This is a genomic window from Sphingomonas sp. Leaf32 (genome assembly GCF_001421765.1).
Lineage (GTDB): Bacteria > Pseudomonadota > Alphaproteobacteria > Sphingomonadales > Sphingomonadaceae > Sphingomonas.
In genome coordinates, this window is record NZ_LMLA01000001.1 from 590,272 (window position 1) to 609,458 (window position 19,187).

The 19,187-nt window shown below is 67.4% G+C and carries 10 protein-coding genes and 2 pseudogenes; 10 read left to right on the top strand and 2 right to left on the bottom strand.

Features of this window, described 5'->3' with window-relative positions:
* Nucleotides 1-166: 166 nt before the first annotated feature.
* The 10 genes and pseudogenes from ASE83_RS02860 to ASE83_RS02905 all read left to right on the top strand — a co-directional run bounded on the left by ASE83_RS02860 (nt 167) and on the right by ASE83_RS02905 (nt 17,094).
* Nucleotides 167-2,053: a sodium:solute symporter family protein gene (locus tag ASE83_RS02860; RefSeq protein ID WP_055785355.1), complete on the top strand. Its 1,887-nt coding sequence runs from the start codon at nt 167-169 to the stop codon at nt 2,051-2,053.
* Nucleotides 2,050-5,049, top strand: a complete 3,000-nt coding sequence (locus ASE83_RS02865; RefSeq protein ID WP_082443036.1) for a GH92 family glycosyl hydrolase — start codon at nt 2,050-2,052, stop codon at nt 5,047-5,049. Before ASE83_RS02860 ends, ASE83_RS02865 begins: the two co-directional genes overlap by 4 nt.
* Complete coding sequence (locus ASE83_RS02870; RefSeq protein WP_055785350.1) at nt 5,046-7,451, top strand: beta-mannosidase; 2,406 nt, start codon at nt 5,046-5,048, stop codon at nt 7,449-7,451. The genes ASE83_RS02865 and ASE83_RS02870 overlap by 4 nt, the downstream gene beginning before the upstream one ends.
* Nucleotides 7,448-9,085 carry an endo-beta-N-acetylglucosaminidase gene (locus ASE83_RS02875; RefSeq protein ID WP_055785347.1) on the top strand — a complete coding sequence of 546 codons (1,638 nt, stop codon included), beginning with the start codon at nt 7,448-7,450 and terminating at the stop codon, nt 9,083-9,085. The genes ASE83_RS02870 and ASE83_RS02875 overlap by 4 nt, the downstream gene beginning before the upstream one ends.
* A 142-nt stretch (nt 9,086-9,227) precedes the next feature.
* A complete protein-coding gene (locus ASE83_RS02880) occupies nt 9,228-12,290 on the top strand; it encodes a TonB-dependent receptor (protein ID WP_055785344.1) in 3,063 nt (1,020 codons plus the stop codon).
* Nucleotides 12,291-12,401: 111 nt separating this feature from the next.
* Nucleotides 12,402-13,910: a tryptophan halogenase family protein gene (locus ASE83_RS02885; RefSeq protein WP_055785341.1), complete on the top strand. Its 1,509-nt coding sequence runs from the start codon at nt 12,402-12,404 to the stop codon at nt 13,908-13,910.
* A gap of 304 nt (nt 13,911-14,214) precedes the next feature.
* A pseudogene (locus tag ASE83_RS18020) lies at nt 14,215-14,926 on the top strand (glycoside hydrolase family 125 protein); the annotation flags it as partial.
* A 1-nt stretch (nt 14,927) separates the two neighbouring features.
* Nucleotides 14,928-15,691, top strand: a pseudogene (locus ASE83_RS18750) (glycoside hydrolase family 125 protein); the annotation flags it as partial.
* A 44-nt stretch (nt 15,692-15,735) separates the two neighbouring features.
* Entirely contained in the window at nt 15,736-16,347 is a 612-nt protein-coding gene (locus tag ASE83_RS02900; protein ID WP_055783789.1) for a TetR/AcrR family transcriptional regulator, read from the top strand.
* Between the two features lie 327 nt (nt 16,348-16,674).
* Complete coding sequence (locus tag ASE83_RS02905; protein WP_055783790.1) at nt 16,675-17,094, top strand: hypothetical protein; 420 nt, start codon at nt 16,675-16,677, stop codon at nt 17,092-17,094.
* A gap of 6 nt (nt 17,095-17,100) precedes the next feature.
* Here the strand turns inward: ASE83_RS02905 and ASE83_RS02910 are convergent, their stop codons facing one another.
* Both ASE83_RS02910 and ASE83_RS02915 read right to left on the bottom strand, forming a co-directional pair.
* Nucleotides 17,101-18,477: a sensor histidine kinase gene (locus ASE83_RS02910; RefSeq protein ID WP_055783791.1), complete on the bottom strand. Its 1,377-nt coding sequence runs from the start codon at nt 18,475-18,477 to the stop codon at nt 17,101-17,103.
* Nucleotides 18,467-19,132, bottom strand: coding sequence for a response regulator (locus tag ASE83_RS02915; protein ID WP_055783792.1), 666 nt, complete (start codon nt 19,130-19,132; stop codon nt 18,467-18,469). Before ASE83_RS02915 ends, ASE83_RS02910 begins: the two co-directional genes overlap by 11 nt.
* Nucleotides 19,133-19,187: the final 55 nt, after the last annotated feature.

Consider the following 19,187-nt stretch of genomic DNA (forward strand, 5'->3'; position numbering starts at 1 on the left):
TCGGCGCCAAGTCAAGCGGGCCGCCGCCGGAATGGAGAGCGACCGCCGATACCCCGGTAGCTTCATGTAATCCATTACATTATTGCCTTGCGGTACGGGGCATCGCTGCCTAGGCTGTGTCCCAACGAAACGGTTCCGGGGCGGACCGGACAGATGGGAGGGCGGCGTGGCGCCGATCGACGGGCTGATCGTGCTCGCATATCTCGTGGCGACGCTGGCGATCGCGCTGAAGGTGCGCGCCCGTGCTGCCGAGAGCATCGACAGCTATTATCTCGGGAACAAGCGGATGCCGTGGTATCTGCTGTGCCTGTCCGACGCATCGGGGATGTTCGATATTTCGGGCACGATGTGGCTGTCGACGCTGCTGTTCCTGTACGGGATGAAGAGCATCTGGCTGCCGTGGCTGTGGCCGGTGTTCAATCAGGTGTTCCTGATGGCGTATCTCGCCGTCTGGCTGCGGCGGTCGAACGTGCGGTCGGGGGCGGAGTGGATATTGTTCCGCTTCGGCGACAATCGCGGCAGCCGGTTGTCGCATTTGTCGGTCGTGCTGTTCTCGGTCATCTGCGTCGTCGGGTTCCTCGTCTATGCGTTCGTCGGCATCGGCAAGTTCATGGAATTGTTCCTGCCGTGGGAATCGATCGGCCCGGCGCTGGGGCTGAGCCTGTCGCCCGCGCAGGTGCCGGTGGCCTATGCGGTGTTCTTCACCACGCTGGTCACGGTCTATGTCGTGCTGGGCGGGCTGCCGGGCATCGTGTGGACCGACGTGCTGCAATTTGCGATCATGACGCTTGCCGCCTTCTTCGTCGCCGGCATGGCGATGACCATGGTGACCCCGGCGCAGATCGCCGCGGCGACGCCAGAGGGGTGGATGAGTCCGGGGTTCGGATGGCATCTGGGGCTGGACTGGCGCGCGATCCGGCCGGAGGCGGCGGCCAAGATCGCCGGTGACGGCTACGAACTGTTCACCGCGCTGATGATGATGATGCTGTTTTCGGGCATCCTCAAGAGCGCGGCCGGGCCGGCGCCCAGTTACGACATGCAGCGCGTGCTGGCGACGCGCTCCCCGCGCGATGCGGCGAAGGTGACCGGGTTCGTGTCGGTGGTGCTGATGCCGATCCGCTACCTGATGATCGCCGGGTTCACCGTGCTGGCGCTGGTGTTCGTCGACCGGCTCGACCTGGCGTCGGGCGGCAAGGTGGATTTCGAGAATCTGCTGCCCGCCGCGATCCAGGCGTTCATGCCCGCCGGCGTGCGCGGGGTCATCATCACCGGCCTGCTGGCGGCGTTCATGGCGACCTTTGCGTCCAGCCTGAATGCCGCGCCGCTCTATATCGTCAACGACGTGTATCGCCGCTACGTGAACCCGGACGCGTCGCAGCGGCTGCTGGTGCGGTTGAGCTATGCCGTGTCGGTCGCCGTCGTGCTGCTGGCGATGGCGATCGGGCTGTTCGTCCAGTCGATCAACGATGCGTTGCAATGGATCGTGTCGGGGCTGTGGGGTGGATACACCGTGTCGAACGTCATCAAATGGTATTGGTGGCGCTTCAACGGCGAGGGCTATTTCGCGGGTATGGTGGCGGGGATCGGCTGTTCGCTCAGCTTCCCGTTCGTGTTCGGGCCGTTGTTGCCGGGGGCGGGAGCGATCCTGCCGCTGTACCTGTTCCCGCTCATCATCCTGGTGTCGGGCGCGGTGGCGATCGGGGCCAGCCTGATGACGAAGCCGACCGATCCGGCGGTACTGTTGGGCTTCTATCGGCAGGTGCGGCCGTGGGGCTTCTGGGGGCCGGTACAGGCGCTGTTGCAGGCGGAGAACCCGGCGGCGCAGCCCAATCGCGAACTGCCGCGCAACGCATTCAACATCGTGGTCGGCACGCTGATGCAGACCGCGCTGGTCGCGACGCCGGTGTTTCTGGTGGTCAAGAATTTTACCGCGATGGCCGCGTGTCTGGGCGTGGTGACGCTGTGTGGAGGGATATTGTGGCGGACCTGGTATCGGCGGCTGGCCGACTGGCCCGAGGATATGGGCGACGGTCCGGCGGAGCAGGGAACATGAGGATGCTGGCGGGCGCGATGCTGCTGGCGCTGGCGTTTCCGGCAGCCGCGCAGGAGGCGGACGATCCGGTGCAATGGGTCGATCCGATGATCGGCACCGATGGCGACGGCCATGTCTTTCCCGGTGCAACGCTGCCGTTCGGGATGGTGCAACTCAGCCCGTCGAACAGTCGCGACGGGTGGAAATGGACGTCGGGCTATCACTACAGCGACACCGTGATCGACGGGTTCGCGCATACTCACATCAGCGGTGCGGGGCTGGGCGCGCTGGGCGACATATTGCTGATGCCGACGCGGGTGGCGGGCACGGCGATGGGCGCGCTCGACCGGCCGGGCAGCGGCTATCGCTCGCGCTTCTCACATGACCGGGAAAAGGCGGAGGCGGGTTATTACCGCGTCCACCTCGACGATGCCGATGTCGATGTCGAACTGACGACGACGTTGCGTACCGGCTTCCACCGGTATCGCTTCAACGGTGCGGGGGATCGCTATGTCGTGATCGATCCGATCCATGCGGTCGGCGACGATCATGCGCTGGAAAGCGGGGTCGAGGTCGTGTCGGATCGTGAGATTCGCGGCTGGCGGCGGACGATCGGGTCGTCGGCGGGCGCGCGTACCGTGTATTTTGTGGCGCGCTTCTCGCAGCCGTTCGATGCGGCCCGGTTGACCGAGGCCGACCGTCCGGTCGCGGGACGGCAGGGCACGGGCGCGGCCCGGCGGGCCTGGGTCCGGTTCGCGAAGGATGTCGGGCAGGTCGAGGTCGCGGTGGCGATCTCGCACGCGTCGGCACAAGGAGCGCTCGCCAATTTTCGGGCGGAGGCGGAGGGGCAGAGCTTCGACGCGGTGCGCCGCGCGGCGCAGGCGGCTTGGGGGCGGCGGCTGTCGGCGATCCGCATCGACGAACCGGACCGCGCAAAGAAGCGCATCTTCTACACCGCCAGCTATCATGCGGCGATCGCGCCGAACCTCGTGTCCGACGTGACCGGCGACTATCGCGTCGCAGGCAGGGTGCTGCGGTCCACCATCCCGCAGTTCAGCAATTTTTCGAACTGGGACACGTATCGCGCGGTGCATCCGTTGCTGACGATCGTCGATCCGGCGCAGGCGGGCGGGATCGTCGCCAGCATGGTGTCGCGCCACCGCGATGCCGGGCTGATCCTGCCGAGCTGGGAAGCAGCCGGTCACGACAACCGGGTGATGATCGGCTATCCGATCGTGTCGATCGTCGCCGATGCGGTCATCAAGGGGTTGCCGGGCGTCGATCCGCAGGCCGCCTATGCCGCGATCCGGGCGAGCGCGTTCGACCGGACCAAGCACAGCAACGTCTATGACCTGAACGGCATGGACGGTTATCTGCGCTATGGCTTTGTGCCCGCCGATGTCGCCAGTTCGGTGTCGAAGACGACCGAGCAGAATTACGAGGACTGGACCATCGGGCAGGTCGCGGCGAAGCTCGGCCGCGAGGACGACGCCGCGCTGTTCGCGACGCGCGCGACCGGGTGGCGGCAATTGTACGATCGGACCAGCGGGTGGCTGTTGCCGCGACTGGCCGACGGGCGCTGGGCACCGATGCGATGCGACGATTGGGGCGACCTGAATCGCCATTATGTGTCGGGCAATATCTGGGCCTATTCGGCGTACACCCCGCATGACATGGCGGCGGCGATCCGGCTGCATGGCGGACGGGCGGCCTATGGCGACTGGCTCGACCGGATCTTTCGCGATACCACCCCGATCGGCGGCGAGCAGCATGTCGACCTGTCGGGGTTCGTCGGGCGCTATGGCCATGGCGATGAGCCGGGGCACCAGATGCCCTATCTGTTCAACCTCGCGGGACAGCCGGGGCGGACGCAATATTATGTGAACCGCGTCCTGCGTGAGATGTATTCGGATCGGCCCGGCGGCCTCGTCAATAATGACGATCTGGGGCAGATGTCGGCCTGGTATGTGTTCAGCGCGCTGGGCTTCTATCCGGTGACGCCGGGCGACCTGACCTATCAGATCGGCGCGCCCTATCACCGGCGGGCGACGGTGACGCTGCCGGGCGGGCGGCGCTTCATTATCGAGGCGGAGGGGCTGTCGGCGCGGAACATCCATGTCCAGTCGGCGACGCTGGACGGGCGGCCGCTGACGCAGAGCTATCTGACGCACGCGCAGTTGCGGGCCGGCGGCACGCTGCGCTTCGTGATGGGCGCGCGGCCGTCGCGCTGGGGCAGTCGGCCCGAGGACAGCAGCCTTGGCGCGTTCGACGACAAGGCGCCGGTCGCGGTGACGCAACGGGCGCCATGGGCACCCTATGATCCGGTCGACGATCCGCGCTTCGCGGTGACGCGCGACGTCAGCCTGCGCGCGGCGGGCGGGACGATCCGCTATACCCGCAATGCGGGTGAGCCGACGCAGCGGTCGACGCGCTATGCCAAGCCGATCCGCATCGATCGCGACACGGTGCTGCGCGCCGCCGCGTTCGATCCGGCGCTGGGGCAGAGTGTGACGCTGGAGCGACATTATGTTCGCAGCCTGCTGAAGGGCCTCGCCCCCGGCTTTCCGCGCATCGCCGTGGCGGAGGACGGCATCGGCTATGGCGGGAAGGACGGCGCGATGCTGATCGACGGCGTCGTCGGCGGTCCGGCCTATGGCGACAAACGCTGGACCGGGCGGGTCGGCGACATCACCGCGACCATCGACCTGGGCAGCGCGAAGCCGGCGCGGACGATCACCATCGGCTATCTGGACGATGCGATGAACGGCATCATGCCGCCACGCCGGTTCGAAGTGCTGGCCGGCGACGATCCCGCCCGACTGACGCCGATCGCCACGCGCGACGTCGCTCCGTGGCGCGGCGTGACGCAGCGGGTCGAGCGGATCGGCATCCCGCTGCCCGGTCGGCCCTATCGCCATTACCGCATCCGCGCGGTCGCATGGGGCGACATGCCCGCTTCCCTCAAGCCGCCGGGCAAGCCGGCCTGGCTGTTCCTCGACGAGATCAACCTGCAATGATGCCTGCCACGACCCGCCGCGCAATCGACAGCGGCTGGACCTTTCGACAGTTCGGGGAAGCGGAATGGCTGCCGGCGCAGGTGCCCGGGTCGAACTTCACCGACCTGTGGCGCGCGGGGCTGATCGAGGACCCGTATCACCGCGATGCCGAACCGCGCCTGCAATGGATCGAGCGGGTGGACTGGGAATATCGCTGCACCTTCGACGTGACGCTGGAGGAACTGGCGGGCGACAGCGTCGCGCTGGTGTTCGATGGCCTCGACACGCTGTGCGATGTGCGGCTGAACGGCGCGGCCCTGTTGTCGAGCGACAATATGTTCCGCAGCCACCGGGTCGAAGTGAAGGACCGGCTGCGGATCGGCACGAACGAACTGGCGCTGCATTTCCGATCGCCGGTCTTGTATGGCGAGGCGCGACAGGCGGCGGACGGCTTCACCTATCCGGCGGAGAACGACAAGACCGACGCCCATGCCAGCGTCCATGTGCGCAAGGCACCCTATCATTTCGGCTGGGACTGGGGGCCGAAATACGTGACCTCGGGCGTGTGGCGGCCGGTGTGGCTGGACGTGGTGCGGCGCGGGCGGATCGTCGACGTGCAGTATCGCATCGAGGCGCTCGACGATGCGCAGGCGGTGGTGGCGTTCGACGTCGAGGTCGAAGGCACCGGCGCGGTCGAGATCGCGTGCGACGTGGCCGGCGTCGCGCCGGTGCGGGGCGCGACGGCGCGGGTCGTGATCGACAACCCACGCCTTTGGTGGCCGAACGGGCTGGGCGAGGCGTTCCTGTATCGCTTCACCGCGACGCTGCATGACGATGCCGGCGTCATCGACCGGGTGAGCACGCGCGTCGGGCTGCGGACCATCCGCGTGCGCAACGAACCGGACGCGATCGGCGAGTGTTTCGAGATTGAGGTGAACGGGCGGCGGACCTTCATGAAGGGCGCGAACTATATCCCGTCCGACAGCTTCCTCGAACGGGTGACGCCGGAACGCTGCCGGCAGGTCTTCCGTGACGCGGTCGACGCCAACATGAACATGCTGCGCGTGTGGGGCGGGGGGACGTATGAGAGCGACCTGTTCCACGACCTGGCCGACGAACATGGCATCCTGATCTGGCAGGATTTCATGTTCAGCTGCACGCTGTATCCGTCCGACCCGGCCTTTCTGGCGAATGTGGCGGAGGAAGCGCGGGAGCAGATCCGGCGGCTGCGGCGGCACCCCTCGCTCGCCTTGTGGTGTGGCAATAACGAGGTGTCGCTGGGCATCGCGCACTGGAACTGGCCGACGACCTTCGGCTATCCGCCGGAGTTGTTCGAGCGGCTGGTCGCGGCCAATCGCGACCTGTTCGAGCGGCTGCTGCCCGATCTGGTCGCGGAGCATGACCAGGAACGCTTCTACCTGCCGTCGTCGCCGATCGGTTTCTGGAACGATCCCGCCGACGATGCGCGCGGCGACAATCATTATTGGGGCGTGTGGCATGGCGAGGAGCCGCTGAGCGCCTATGCCGAGCGGGTCCCGCGCTTCATGAGCGAATATGGCTTCCAGTCCTATCCCGACATCGCCTCGGTCGAGCGCTTCACCGATCCTGACGACCGGGTGGTGGGATCGGCGGTGCTGGCGCTGCATCAGAAACATCCGCGCGGCGACGCGATCATCGGCCGGTTCCTGCGCCACCATTATGGCGAACCGCGCGATTTCGCGGCATTCTGCACGCTCAGCCAGCTTACCCAAGCCGATGCCTTGCGCATCGCGTTCGAGGCCCATCGCCGGGCAATGCCGCGCTGCATGGGGTCGCTCTACTGGCAGTTCAACGACTGTTTCCCGGCGATCTCGTGGTCGAGCATCGACTATTACGGCCGATGGAAGGCGCTGCATTATCAGGCGGCACGGTCGTTCGCGCCGCTGATCCTGTCGGCGGAACCGGTCGAGGGGGGCTTCGCGATTCATGTCGTGTCGGACCTGCTCGATTCCGTAGAGGCGGAGGTGGCGGTCGAACTGATCGACTTCGACGGCACGGTGCGCTGGAGCCTGTGCGCGCCGGTCACGATCGCCCCGAATGCCGCGGGGGTGGTGGCGCAGGTGCCGGCGTCGGAGGGGGCGGTGCTGGTCAGCCGGATCGTCGGCGTGAAGGGCGAACTGGCCCGCGACGTCAGGATGGTGCGTGATGCCACCGCCTGTCGCCTGCCCGATCCGGGGTTGTCTGCGCGGGTGGTGGATGGGGCCGTCGTGGTACGGGCCGAACTTTTTGCGCGGGCGGTGCGGATTGTGGTCGATGGCGGCAACCTGACCGACAATTATTTCGACCTGCTGCCGGGTGAGGAACGGCGGGTGACGCTGCGCGACGGGCGGTTGGCGGATGATGCGCCGGTTGCGGTCGCCAGCCTGGTCGACTGGATCGCATGAGGGGCGTCGCCGCTGCCGTCGCGCTGCTGGCTTCCGCTCCGGCGGTGGCGCAGGGGGCGCCGTTGTCGCTGACCATCGACGAAATGCTGCGCTGGACGCCGGAAGGGCCGACCGCCGATCCCGGCAATGTCGCACGGGTGCCGGTGGCGCGGCGGTTCATCGCCCGGCCGCTGCGGCGGGATGCGGCGATCGATCCGCAGGTCCGGGTCCTCTACGCGCCGGACGGGATGAACGATCTGGGCGGGGCGCGGACGCGGCAGCCGCGCTTCAACGGCTATGTTTTCACCCACTGGGCGCAGATCGACGTTTTCGCGTGGTTTGCGGGCACGGCGGATCGCGGCATCAACCTGCCGTCGCGCGGCTGGGTGGAGGCGGCGCATCGCAACGGGGTCGAGGTGATCGGGACGGTGTTCTTCGCGCCGGTCGCGTGGGGCGGATCGCCGAAGACCGTCGCGTCCTTTCTGCGGCGCGATGCGCAGGGGCATTTTCCGGCGGCGCGGCAACTGGTGCGGATCGCGCGACATTATGGCTTCGACGGCTGGTTCGTGAATGCCGAGACGGCCGGTGCCGATGGGGCGGCGATGATCGATTTCATGGCGGAGCTGCGCGCGGTCGCGCCGGCAGGCATGACGATCCACTGGTATGACGCGCTGCTGCCCGATGGCCGCGTCCGGTGGCAGAATGCGCTGACCCCCGCCAATGCCCGGTTCCTGCAGGACGGCAAGCGGCGCACTGCCGATGCGATGTTCCTGAATTACGACTGGACGCGGCAGGGGCTGGCCGAGGGCGCGGCGCTGGCGCGGCGGCTGGGGCGCAGTCGCTACGACGTGTTCGTCGGGGCCGATCTGTGGCCGGCGCGCGATGCCCAGCCGGCGTTTCGCAATGCCGGCTGGCTGGACGCGCTGCGCGAGCGGCCCGGCGGGAAAGCGTTCGGGTCGGTGGCGTTGTTCGCCCCGCACTTCGGCTATAGCTGGCCGGGCGATACCCGCACGCCGCGCTTCAGCAATTTCGACCGGGACGCGGGCGACGTCACGCGCTTCCATGATGCCGAGCGTCGCCTGTTTGCAGGGGACGGGCGTAATCCGGCCGGTGCGGTCGGGGCGGGCTGGCCGGGCGTTGCGTCACTGGCCCCGACCAGGGGGCTGGTGCCGGCGCTGCCATTCACCACCAGCTTCAACACCGGGCATGGCCGGGTCGACGCACGCGAGGGCGCCGTCGTCGGTGGCCCATGGCACGACATGGCGCGACAGGATGCGCTGCCGACGTGGCAGTTCGCGGTTCACGGCGAGCGGCGGGTTGCGGTCGATTACGACTTCGACGCGCCGTTCGACGGTGGGTCGTCGCTTCGCATCGTGCCGCAGGCTGCGGGGGGACGGGCGGACGTGTCGCTCTATGCACTACGGCTGGATCGACCGGTCACGGTGACGGCGGTCACGCGGGGCGGGGCGGCGGGCTATGCCCTGCGGGTCGGAAGCACGACGCGACCGCTGCCGGCCAGCGTGGGCTGGCAACGGACGAGCTGGTGCGTACGACCGCGCGCGGGGGAAACGCGCCTGTCGATCATTGTTCGACCCGCCGCCCGGACGGCGCTGCATATCGGCCGGCTATCGATCGAGGCCGGTTGCCGGGATTAGAAAGACTCTTGACATAATTGCCCTGCAAATTGCATGTAATCGATTACATCATCAGGACGCTTCGAGTCGGCAGGAGACCGAAGGAGCGCGCAGGGTGAGGCGGGCGGTCACGGTGCCGCTATTCGACAAAGGGGAGGACGGGATGAAGAATTTTCGACTTGGCGGCCGCGTTCGTGCGGGTCTGATGACCGGTGTCGCGGTTGCCGGCATGATCGGCTTCGCCGGTGTCGCACAGGCGCAGGCGACGGTCGGTGCCGATCCGGTCGCGACCGATGCGCCGGCGACGACGACCGACGAAGGGCAGGGCGACGGCGAAATCCTAGTCACCGGATACCGTTCGTCGATCGACCGCAACCTGCGTGACAAGCGCAACGCCGCGGCCGTGGTCGAGGTCATCACCGCCGAGGACATCAGCAAGTTCCCCGACCGCAACGTCGCCGACGCGCTGCAGCGCGTGCCGGGCGTGGTCATCACCCGCGACGGCGGCGAAGGGCGCACGGTCAGCGTACGCGGCCTGCAACCCGACCTGACGCTGACGCTGCTCAACGGCAATTACATCGCGTCGTCGGAGACGAACAGCGAGGCGACCCGCTCGTTCAACTTCCTGCTGATGCCGTCCAACCTGCTGGGCAAGGCGGAGCTGTTCAAGTCTTCGGAAGCGCGCATCGACGAAGGCGGCATCGGCGGCACGGTGATCCTGCACACCCGCCGCCCGCTCGACCTGCCGGCGTGGTCGGGCTTCGTGACGGCCGAGGGCACCTATGCTGACACGACCAAGGGCGTCGACCCGCAGATTTCCGGCCAGCTGTCGTGGAAGAACAAGGACGAGACGTTCGGCGTGCTGGTCAGCGCCACATGGCAGAAGCGCCAGACGCGCACGATGAGCGCCACGACCGAGGACTGGCTGTGGTACGACCAGAACCCGGCCCGCAGCGGCGTCGACGTCAACGGTACGCCGTTTTCGCCGCAGCCGAGCGAATGGTGGGGCCAGTCGGGGTTCAACGACCAGAATGGCCGGCGCTATTCGGGCTTTTTCATGCCGACCGCCGTCAACTTCGGCATCCGCGACGAAAATCGCGAGCGGCTGGGCGTCCAGGCGACCGCGCAGTGGCGTCCGACCGATGCGCTGACGCTGACCGCCAATTATTTCCGGTTCAACCTGACCGGCGACTACGTCAACAATTCGCTGAAGATTCCGGAATGGAACATCGCCCGCTTCAACGGCGACGGCAACTGGGCGGGCGGGCGCCTGCTCGACAAGCTGGCCTTTGATCCCAGCGGGACGATCGTGACCGGCGCGCAGTTCAGCCTGGTGGGCGGCAAGCAATATTATTGCAGCGAGGCACAGGCGGCGGCTGGCGGCCAGCGCCCCGGTGGCTGGGGTCCCGACGATTGCACCGTGCCGACGCCGCAGCTGACCGGCGGCTACAGCCGCGAGGAAGCGCTGTCGCAGACCGCCGATTTCGAGGCGGAATACAAGAGCGACAATTTCGTCGGCGCGGTGAAGCTTGGCCGGACGTGGTCGCAAGGCGGACCGTCGATCAACTTCCGCATGTCTGCCAAGCCGCGCGTGGCGGTGAACGGCGCCTATCAGGCGGGCAACCGCTTCAGCGCATGGGACCTGACCGGCACCCCGACCATGACGTTCTCGCCTGACCTGCAGGATCGCATCCTGGGCGGTTTCGCCGAGGTCGATGTCGGGTCGACGGATTCGTCGTGGATCAACACCCGCGTCTCGCAATATTACGGCCAGGCCGACGGCACGTGGCTGGTATCGAACGGCGCGTTCGATTCGCTGCAGTTCGGCGTGAAGTATCGCGACGGATCGGTCCATCGCAACACCGGCAACACCATCTGGAACTGTCCGGGGACGACCACCCGCTACCAGCAGTGCGACACGACCGCGAGCACCGCACGGCCCGAATTCTTCCTGTCGGAACCGATCACCAACATCCCCGGCGGCTTCAACGCCAACGTGTTCCCGGGCATCAACTTCACCAACTATCTGGGCTTCCTCGACGATCGCTATGGTGGGTCGGTGCGGTTCGAGGAGCCGGACTTCATCTACAATGTCGGCGAGAAGATCTGGTCGGGATACGTCCAGGCGAACTTCAAGACCGATCGCCTGCGCGGTAACTGGGGCGTGCGCGTGGTCCACACCAAGCAGCACGCGGAATCGACCGACGCGGTCGAACGCTTCCTCGACTATTTCGCCGATGGTCCCGATGGCCGTCCGCGTGCCTGTACGCCGGGCGCCGCGAACCAGATCTGCGAAAGCGGATTCGTGCGGGCCGAGGTGCGCGAGAAGACGTTCGAGCTGAACACGCTCGACAAGACCTATACCGACGTCCTGCCCAGCCTGAACGTCGCGTTCGACGTCACCCCCAGCCTCGTCGCGCGCGGCGCGGTGGCGAAGGTGATCGCGCGGCCGGCGTTCACCAACCTCGCCTTCCCCGGCGCGCTGAACTTCGTGTCGGAGGAATATAGCAGCGACCGCGTGGCCGGTGGCGGCACCAGCCAGCCCGGCTGGACTGGCAGCGGTTCGAACAAGGACCTGGAAGCGTTCCAGGCGTGGCAGTACGATCTCGGCCTGGAATGGTATTATCATCGCGGGTCGGTGATCGGTGTCGGCCTGTTCCGCAAGGACGTGAAGAACTTCGTCGTGCCGGTGTCGCAGGATCAGGCGGTGACGATTGGTGGCGAGACGGTCACGGTCCGCAACTTCTCGACCCAGGCCAACGGGCAGAACGGCGTGTCGCAGGGCATCGAATTCTATGCCCAGCATACGTTCGACTTCGGCGTGGGCTATCAGGCCAACCTGACGTTCAACGACACCAACACTGCCGCCGTCGTGCTGGGCGGGCGCGAGATCGCGGAATCGCCGCTGGTCGGCAGTGCCGAGAACCAGGCGAACTTCACGCTGTTCTACGAGAACGACCGGTTCCTGGCGCGTGCGTCGTACAACCGGCGCGGCGAGGTGGTGAACGGCACCCACAACCAGCTGACCATCTATACCGAGCCGTATGAGCAGGTGGACGTGAACGTCGCGTTCAACATCACGCCGCAGCTGGTGCTGACGGCATCGGTGCTGAACCTGACCAAGTCCGAGCTGCGCCAGCATCTGGGCAACGATACCAAGGCCCGGTTCTGGACCAATGGCTATTCGGGTCGGATTGCGTTCGCCGGCGCGACCTTCAAGTTCTGATGGCACGCTACCGGTCCGACGCAGCCCAGGGGCGTGCGTCGGACCGGTGCCGCTGATAGGAACGGGGGGATCGTCCGGCGTGCAAGGATCGGACGCGGACGGAGAAGACAGATGACCGACAACCGCATCCGATCCATCGTCGTGCTGGGCGGTGGCAGCGCGGGATGGATGGCGGCGGCGGCACTGGCCACGTATCTCGGGCGTGGCGTATCGGTACGGCTGGTCGAATCCGAAGAGGTCGGCATCGTCGGGGTGGGCGAATCCAGCGTCCCCCATATGAAGACGTTCAACAGCGAGACGCTGGGCATCGACGAACGCGAATTCGTGATGCGCACCAACAGCACCTTCAAGCTCGGCATCCGCTTCACCGACTGGGGGCGGATCGGCGACAGCTATATCCACGGCTTCGGCACGATCGGGCAGGGGCTGGGACCGCTTCCGTTCCACCAGCTCTGGCTGCGCCGGTTCCTCGCCGGACAGGCCGCGCCATTGGGCGACTATTCGTTGCAGACGGTGGCGGCGCCCGCCGGCCGGTTCCAGTGGGACGGCCCGCCCGGCACGCCGCTGTCCGACATCGCCTATGCCTATCACCTCGACGCCGTGCTCTATGCCCGCTTCCTGCGCGAACTGGCCGAACGGCGCGGCGTGGAGCGGATCGAGGGCAAGGTCGTCGACGTTGAGCAACGGGCGGAGAGCGGCCATGTCGCCGCGATCACGCTGGCCGATGGTCGCCGGGTCGAGGGCGAGTTCTTCCTCGACTGCTCCGGTTTTCGCGGGGTTCTGATCGAACAGACGCTGAAGACCGGCTATCTCGACTGGCGGCACTGGCTGCCGTGCGACCGGGCGTTCGCAGTGCCATCGGCAACGGTCGGACCGCCGATGCCATATACGGAGGCGGCGGCGAGGGGGTCGGGTTGGCAGTGGCGCATTCCGCTGCAACACCGGGTCGGCAACGGCCATGTCTATTCCAGCGCCCATGAAAGCGATGAACAGGCGATCGCGACGCTGCTGGGTACGCTCGACGGGCAGGCACTCGACGTGCCGCGCCAGTTGCGCTTCACCGCCGGGCGACGGGCGAAGGCGTGGAACGGTAATGTCGTGGCGCTGGGCCTGGCCGCCGGGTTCCTCGAACCGCTGGAATCGACCGGCATCTATCTGGCGCAGGCGGGCATTCGCCGGTTGCTGGGGCTGTTTCCCGGCCGCGATTTCGACCCCGCGCTGGCCGATCGCTTCAATCGCGAGACGGCGTTCGAATATGAACGCACCCGCGACTTCCTGGTGCTGCATTACAAGGCGACGACCCGCGACGACACGCCGTTCTGGCGCTATTGCCGGACGATGGACGTGCCCGATCCGCTCCGCGAGGCGATCGAGCTGTTCCGGACCGATGGCCGCTATTTCCGTAACGGCGAGGACTTCTTCGCGTTGCCCAGTTGGGTGCAGGTGATGATCGGGCAGGGGATCATGCCCGCCGATTATCACCCGATCGTCGACGCCATGCCCGAGGGGCATCTCGACCAGTATCTGGCGCGGGTCCGGGGGGAGATCGCATCCACGGTCGCCACCATGCCGCCGCACCACCAGTTCATCGATCATCATTGCAAGGCGCTCGTCGCGTGACCTGCCGCCGACCCTATCTGCCAACGGAGACCGCCCGATGCCGACCGACCGCCGCACGTTGATGACGCAGGGTGCCTTGCTGGGCGCGGGGCTGGCGGTGGGCGGTGTCGCGCCGCTGGCGATGGCGCAGGGGAAGGGGGTGGCGTATCCGAGCAGGCGTCCCGCCCCCGCCGATCGCCGCTTCGTGAGCCAGGCCGTCGAGCAGGAAATCGCGCGGGTCGGGCGGATGATCGCCGATCCCGAACTCGCCTGGCTGTTCGCCAACGCCTATCCCAACACGCTCGACACCACGGTCAGGATGGGNGTCGAGCAGGAAATCGCGCGGGTCGGGCGGATGATCGCCGATCCCGAACTCGCCTGGCTGTTCGCCAACGCCTATCCCAACACGCTCGACACCACGGTCAGGATGGGAACGGTCGGGAGGAAGCCCGACAGCTTCGTCATCACCGGCGACATCCCCTGCCTGTGGCTGCGCGATTCGGCGGCGCAGGTGAAGTCGTACCTGCATCTGGCGAAACAGGACGCGAAGCTGCGCGAGCTGTTCCGCGGCCTGATCGCGCGCCACGCCCGCTCGGTGCTGATCGATCCCTACGCCAACGCCTTCATGGAGGACCCGACCGCGAAGACCAATCTCGACTGGGCGAAGACGGACGAGACCGGGATGAAGCCCGGCGTCGCCGAGCGGAAATGGGAGATCGATTCGCTATGCTATTCGATGCGGCTCAGCCATGGCTACTGGACCGCGACGCGCGATGCCGCGCCGTTCGATGCGACCTGGGCAGCGGCGATGCGCGCGATCGTCCGCACCTTCCGCGAACAGCAGCGTAAGCAAGGCCCCGGCCCCTACAAGTTCCAGCGCGCCAGCCGCCAGCCGACCGAGACGCTGCTGGCCGGCTACGGCGCGCCGACGCGCAAGAACGGCATGATCCATTCGGGCTTCCGTCCGTCGGACGATGCCTGCCAATATCCGCTGTTCGTGCCGGCCAACCTGTTCGCGGTGACGACATTGCGCGAAANTTGCCTGGTCGCCGCTTGCCAAGCCGACCGAGACGCTGCTGGCCGGCTACGGCGCGCCGACGCGCAAGAACGGCATGATCCATTCGGGCTTCCGTCCGTCGGACGATGCCTGCCAATATCCGCTGTTCGTGCCGGCCAACCTGTTCGCGGTGACGACATTGCGCGAAATGGCCGAGGTCGCGAACGCCACGCGCCAGGACACGGCGCTGGCCAATGACGCGACCGCGCTGGCGAACGAGGTCGCCGCCGCCGTGGCGCAGCATGGCACGATGAAACTGGCCGATGGCAGCGAGGTCTGGGCGTACGAGGTCGATGGTTTTGGCAATGCGATCTTCATGGACGACGCCAACGTGCCCTCGCTCTCCAGCCTCGCCTGGCTCGGCTGCGTGGCCCCCGGCGATGCGCGGTGGCAGCGAACGGCGAGGGCGGCGTGGAGCGAGGCGAACCCGTGGTTCTTCAAGGGGAAGGCGGGCGAAGGCATCGGCGGCCCGCACCAGGGGATGGACTATATCTGGCCGATGTCGCTGATCGTGCGCGGCCTCACCGCCACCGACGATGCGACGATCCTCCAGTGCCTCGCGACGCTGAAGCGCACCCATGCCGGCACCGGCTTCATCCACGAGGCGTTCGAGAAGGACGATCCGGCGAAGTTCACCCGCGACTGGTTCGCCTGGGCCAACGGCCTGTTCGGCGAGTTCATCCTCCACCTCGCCGCCACCCGCCCGAAGCTCCTCCAGGCACCCCTCGACCGCGTGGGGCTCTGATCGGGCCTTGTGGAAACGCCCGAAAGGAATATGTACCACCCGTTATGGAAAAGATCGTCACGGTTGCCGCCAAGGGCCGGCCACGCGAATTCTGCACCGACCGGGCGCTGGCGGCGGCGCTCGGCGTCTTCTGGTCGAAGGGCTATGAAGGCGCGTCGATGGCCGACCTGACCGACGCGATGGGGATCACCAAGCCCAGCCTGTACGCGGCGTTCGGCAACAAGGAGGCGCTGTTCCACAAGGCGCTCGACCTCTACGAGGCCGAGAAGCTGGAATATATGCGCAAGGCGTTGCAGCAGCCGACGGCGCGCGCGGTCGCCGAACATATCCTGCACGGTGCGATCGATGCGCAGACCAGCAGTTGCGATCCGAAGGGCTGCCTGGGCGTCATCAGCACCATCGCCTGCGGTGCCGAGGCCGAATCGATCAGGGCCGACGTCATGCAGCGCCGTGCATCGGCGCAGGCGGCATTGTTCGAGCGGTTCGAACAGGCGAAGCGCGATGGCGACCTGCCGGACCGTGTCGATATTCCGGGTCTCGCCGGGTATCTCTATGCCATCTTGCAGGGGATGGCGGTGCAGGCCGGATCGGGCGCCACCCGTGCCGATCTGGAGCGCGTGGTCGCGACCAGCCTGACGATGTGGCCGGGCCGATAGTATAAAATACCGGTCGGTACAAAAGTCGTTGACGACTCGTTTCGGAGTTAATATACCGGCCAGTATAGAAGGGGCGGCCAACCCGACCGCCTCCGGCCTTCGCAAGGATGCCGCTATGCCCGAACCCGCTTTCCGCGCGTCACCCCGGTAACCCGGCGGCACGCGCCACCAACCTATCATCATCGGCAGACCTGCCATCCGCCCGGCGACCGCGTCGGGGGACGGAATGGTCCGCGTCTTTAATTCGGCGTCACGCGCAGAGGCTTTGGCGGCGGCACGATCGTGTCCGCCGGGTGAGGGGCGCTGCCGCAGACAGGGAGGAACTTCATGGCCTATCTTCACTTTTCCACCGACCCCGTGCTGTCGCCCTATGTCGGCGCCAGCGTCGTACCGCCTGCCGCAACGCCCAAGAAGGCTGCCGCGACCGGACTGACCGCACTCGAATGGTCGGTCGTCGCATTGGCGCAGGGCGATCGGCTGTCGTCGTTGCGCGAGCCGTCGCCGCTGTCGATCGCGCTGGGCCGGGTGTTCGGGCGCGGCGGTCGGTCGCAGAACCTTGCCGATCCCCGGCTGGAGGCGTTGCGGCGCATGGCGGTGTTCAGCTGGCATCGCGGCTTCGCGGTGCCGACGCACGAACTGACCGCGTTCCTGCGGGCCGGTTTCACCACCGAGCAATATGAAACGATGGTGGCCAGCATCGGTGCGGCGGCATCCGATACCCAGGCGAAGCGCCACCGGCACCACTGATCGCGCCTATCGGGCGAACAGCAATGTGACGCGCAGGCCGGGGCGGTTGTCGGCGATCGCGATCGACAGCCCCAGCCGCTGCGCGGCCGAGCGGACGATGGCGAAGCCCAGCCCGCTGCCCTCGCTCCCCTGACTGCTCGACAGCCGGGTGAAGCGTTTGCCCAGTTGCTCCAGATCGGTCGCGGGCAGGCCCGGCCCGTCATCGGCAACGGTGACCGCCACCCCCTGTGCGGTGGTGGCGACCGCGATCATCACCCGGCCGCCGCGCCGGTTGTAGCGGATGGCATTGTCGAGCAGGTTTGACAGGATTTCGAACAACAGGGTGCGGTGGCTCTGCACGCCGGGCGCGTCGTCGGCGTCGAGGTCGACCTCGACGCCGGCCTCGATCGCCTGGGCGATGCGGCGGTTGAGGACGGCGATGGCCAGTTCGCGCAGGTCGACGGGTTCGAATGGCGGGGCGGTCCCGGCCTCCTCGGCCCGCGCGAGGGCCAACAATTGCTTGACCAGATGTTCCAGCCGGTCGGCGGCGTCGGCGATTTCGCCGAGCGCCGCCGGATCGCCGCGCCGGGCCAGCGTCACCTGCAATTTCAGCACCGCCAGCGGGGTCCGCATCTGGTGCGAGGCATCGGCGGTGAAGCGGCGCATCCCGGCGGTCGCGCTGTCCAGCCGGGCGAGAAGGTGGTCGAACGCCTGCGCCAGCGGTCGCAGCTCGACCGGCAGTGGACCGGTGGCGAGCGGCGACAGGTCGGGCGTGGCGCGGGTATCGCGCGCCGCGACCACGCCGCGCAGGCGGGAGAGGGGCCTGAGGCTCCATCCCAAGGCAGGACGGATCAGCAGCATCGCCACGCCGACCAGCGCGATTTCCCCGACGATCAACGCCATCAGCAGCCGACGCTGCAGGGCATGGCGTCCCTCCAGCGTTTCGGCGACCTGCACGATCACCGGCTGGCCGATGCGCGGCAGCGACCGGCGGACCTCGGCGATGCGGATCGGCTGGTCGCGATAGGTCGCGTCGCGGAACCGGGGCGTGTCGATCGACAGGTCGGCGATGCGCGGCGCGGACAGGTCGGCATAGCCGGTCAGCAGACGGTCGCCGACCGCGATCCGGTAATAGACATTGTCCCGCTCGCTATTCTCCAGCATCCCGAAGGCGGCGGGGGGCAGGTCCATCGTGACCTCGCCCGACTCCACCTGCACCGTCTCGGCGATCGCGCCCAATGCGCCGCCCAGTACCCGGTCGTTGGTCCGCCGCACGACATCGGCGATCAGCGCCGCGCCCGCGATCCCCAGCAGGACCGCGATGGCGAGCATCGGCGCCAGCATCGCGGCGAGCAGGCGGGTGCGCAGCGCCGGGGCGCGGCTTGGCCCCGGGTCAACCGGCATCGAGCAGATAGCCGACGCCGCGCACCGTCCGGATCGCCGGCCCATCCGGGGCGAGCTTGCCCCGCAGCCGGGTGATGTTCACCTCGATCGCGTTCGGGCCGACCGGGTCGTCATAGCCGAACACTTCGGATTGCAGCGTCTCGCGCGGCACGATCTGCCCGGCGCGCGTGGCCAGCGCATCGAGCACCGCCCATTCGCGCCGCCGCAGGTCCAGCGTCCGCCCGCCCACCTGCGCCTGTCCGGTGGAGCGGTTCAGCGACAGCGTGCCGATGACCAGTTCGGGCACCGGGTCGCCGCCGCGCCGCCGGCCGAGCGCCCGGATGCGCGCCTCCAGCTCCTCGGGCGCGAAGGGTTTGCGCAGATAATCGTCGGCGCCGAGGTCCAACCCGCGCACCCGATCGTCCAGCGCGTCGCGGGCGGTCAGCATCAGCACCGGCACCCGGTCGCCGCGTTTGCGCAACGCCTGCAGCACCGCGAACCCGTCCATGTCGGGTAGGCCTACATCGAGCACGACCAGCGCATAGGGTTCGGTCGCCAGTACCATCAGCGCATCTTCGCCCCCGCTCACATGGTCGACCGCATGACCGGCACCGCGCAGCAACGCGACGATGCTGCGCGCCAGCGGCGCGTCATCCTCGACGATCAATATTCGCATCGGGACCGGCCACGGTGAAAGGCGGATGACAGGTTCGGTTCGTACGACATGCTGC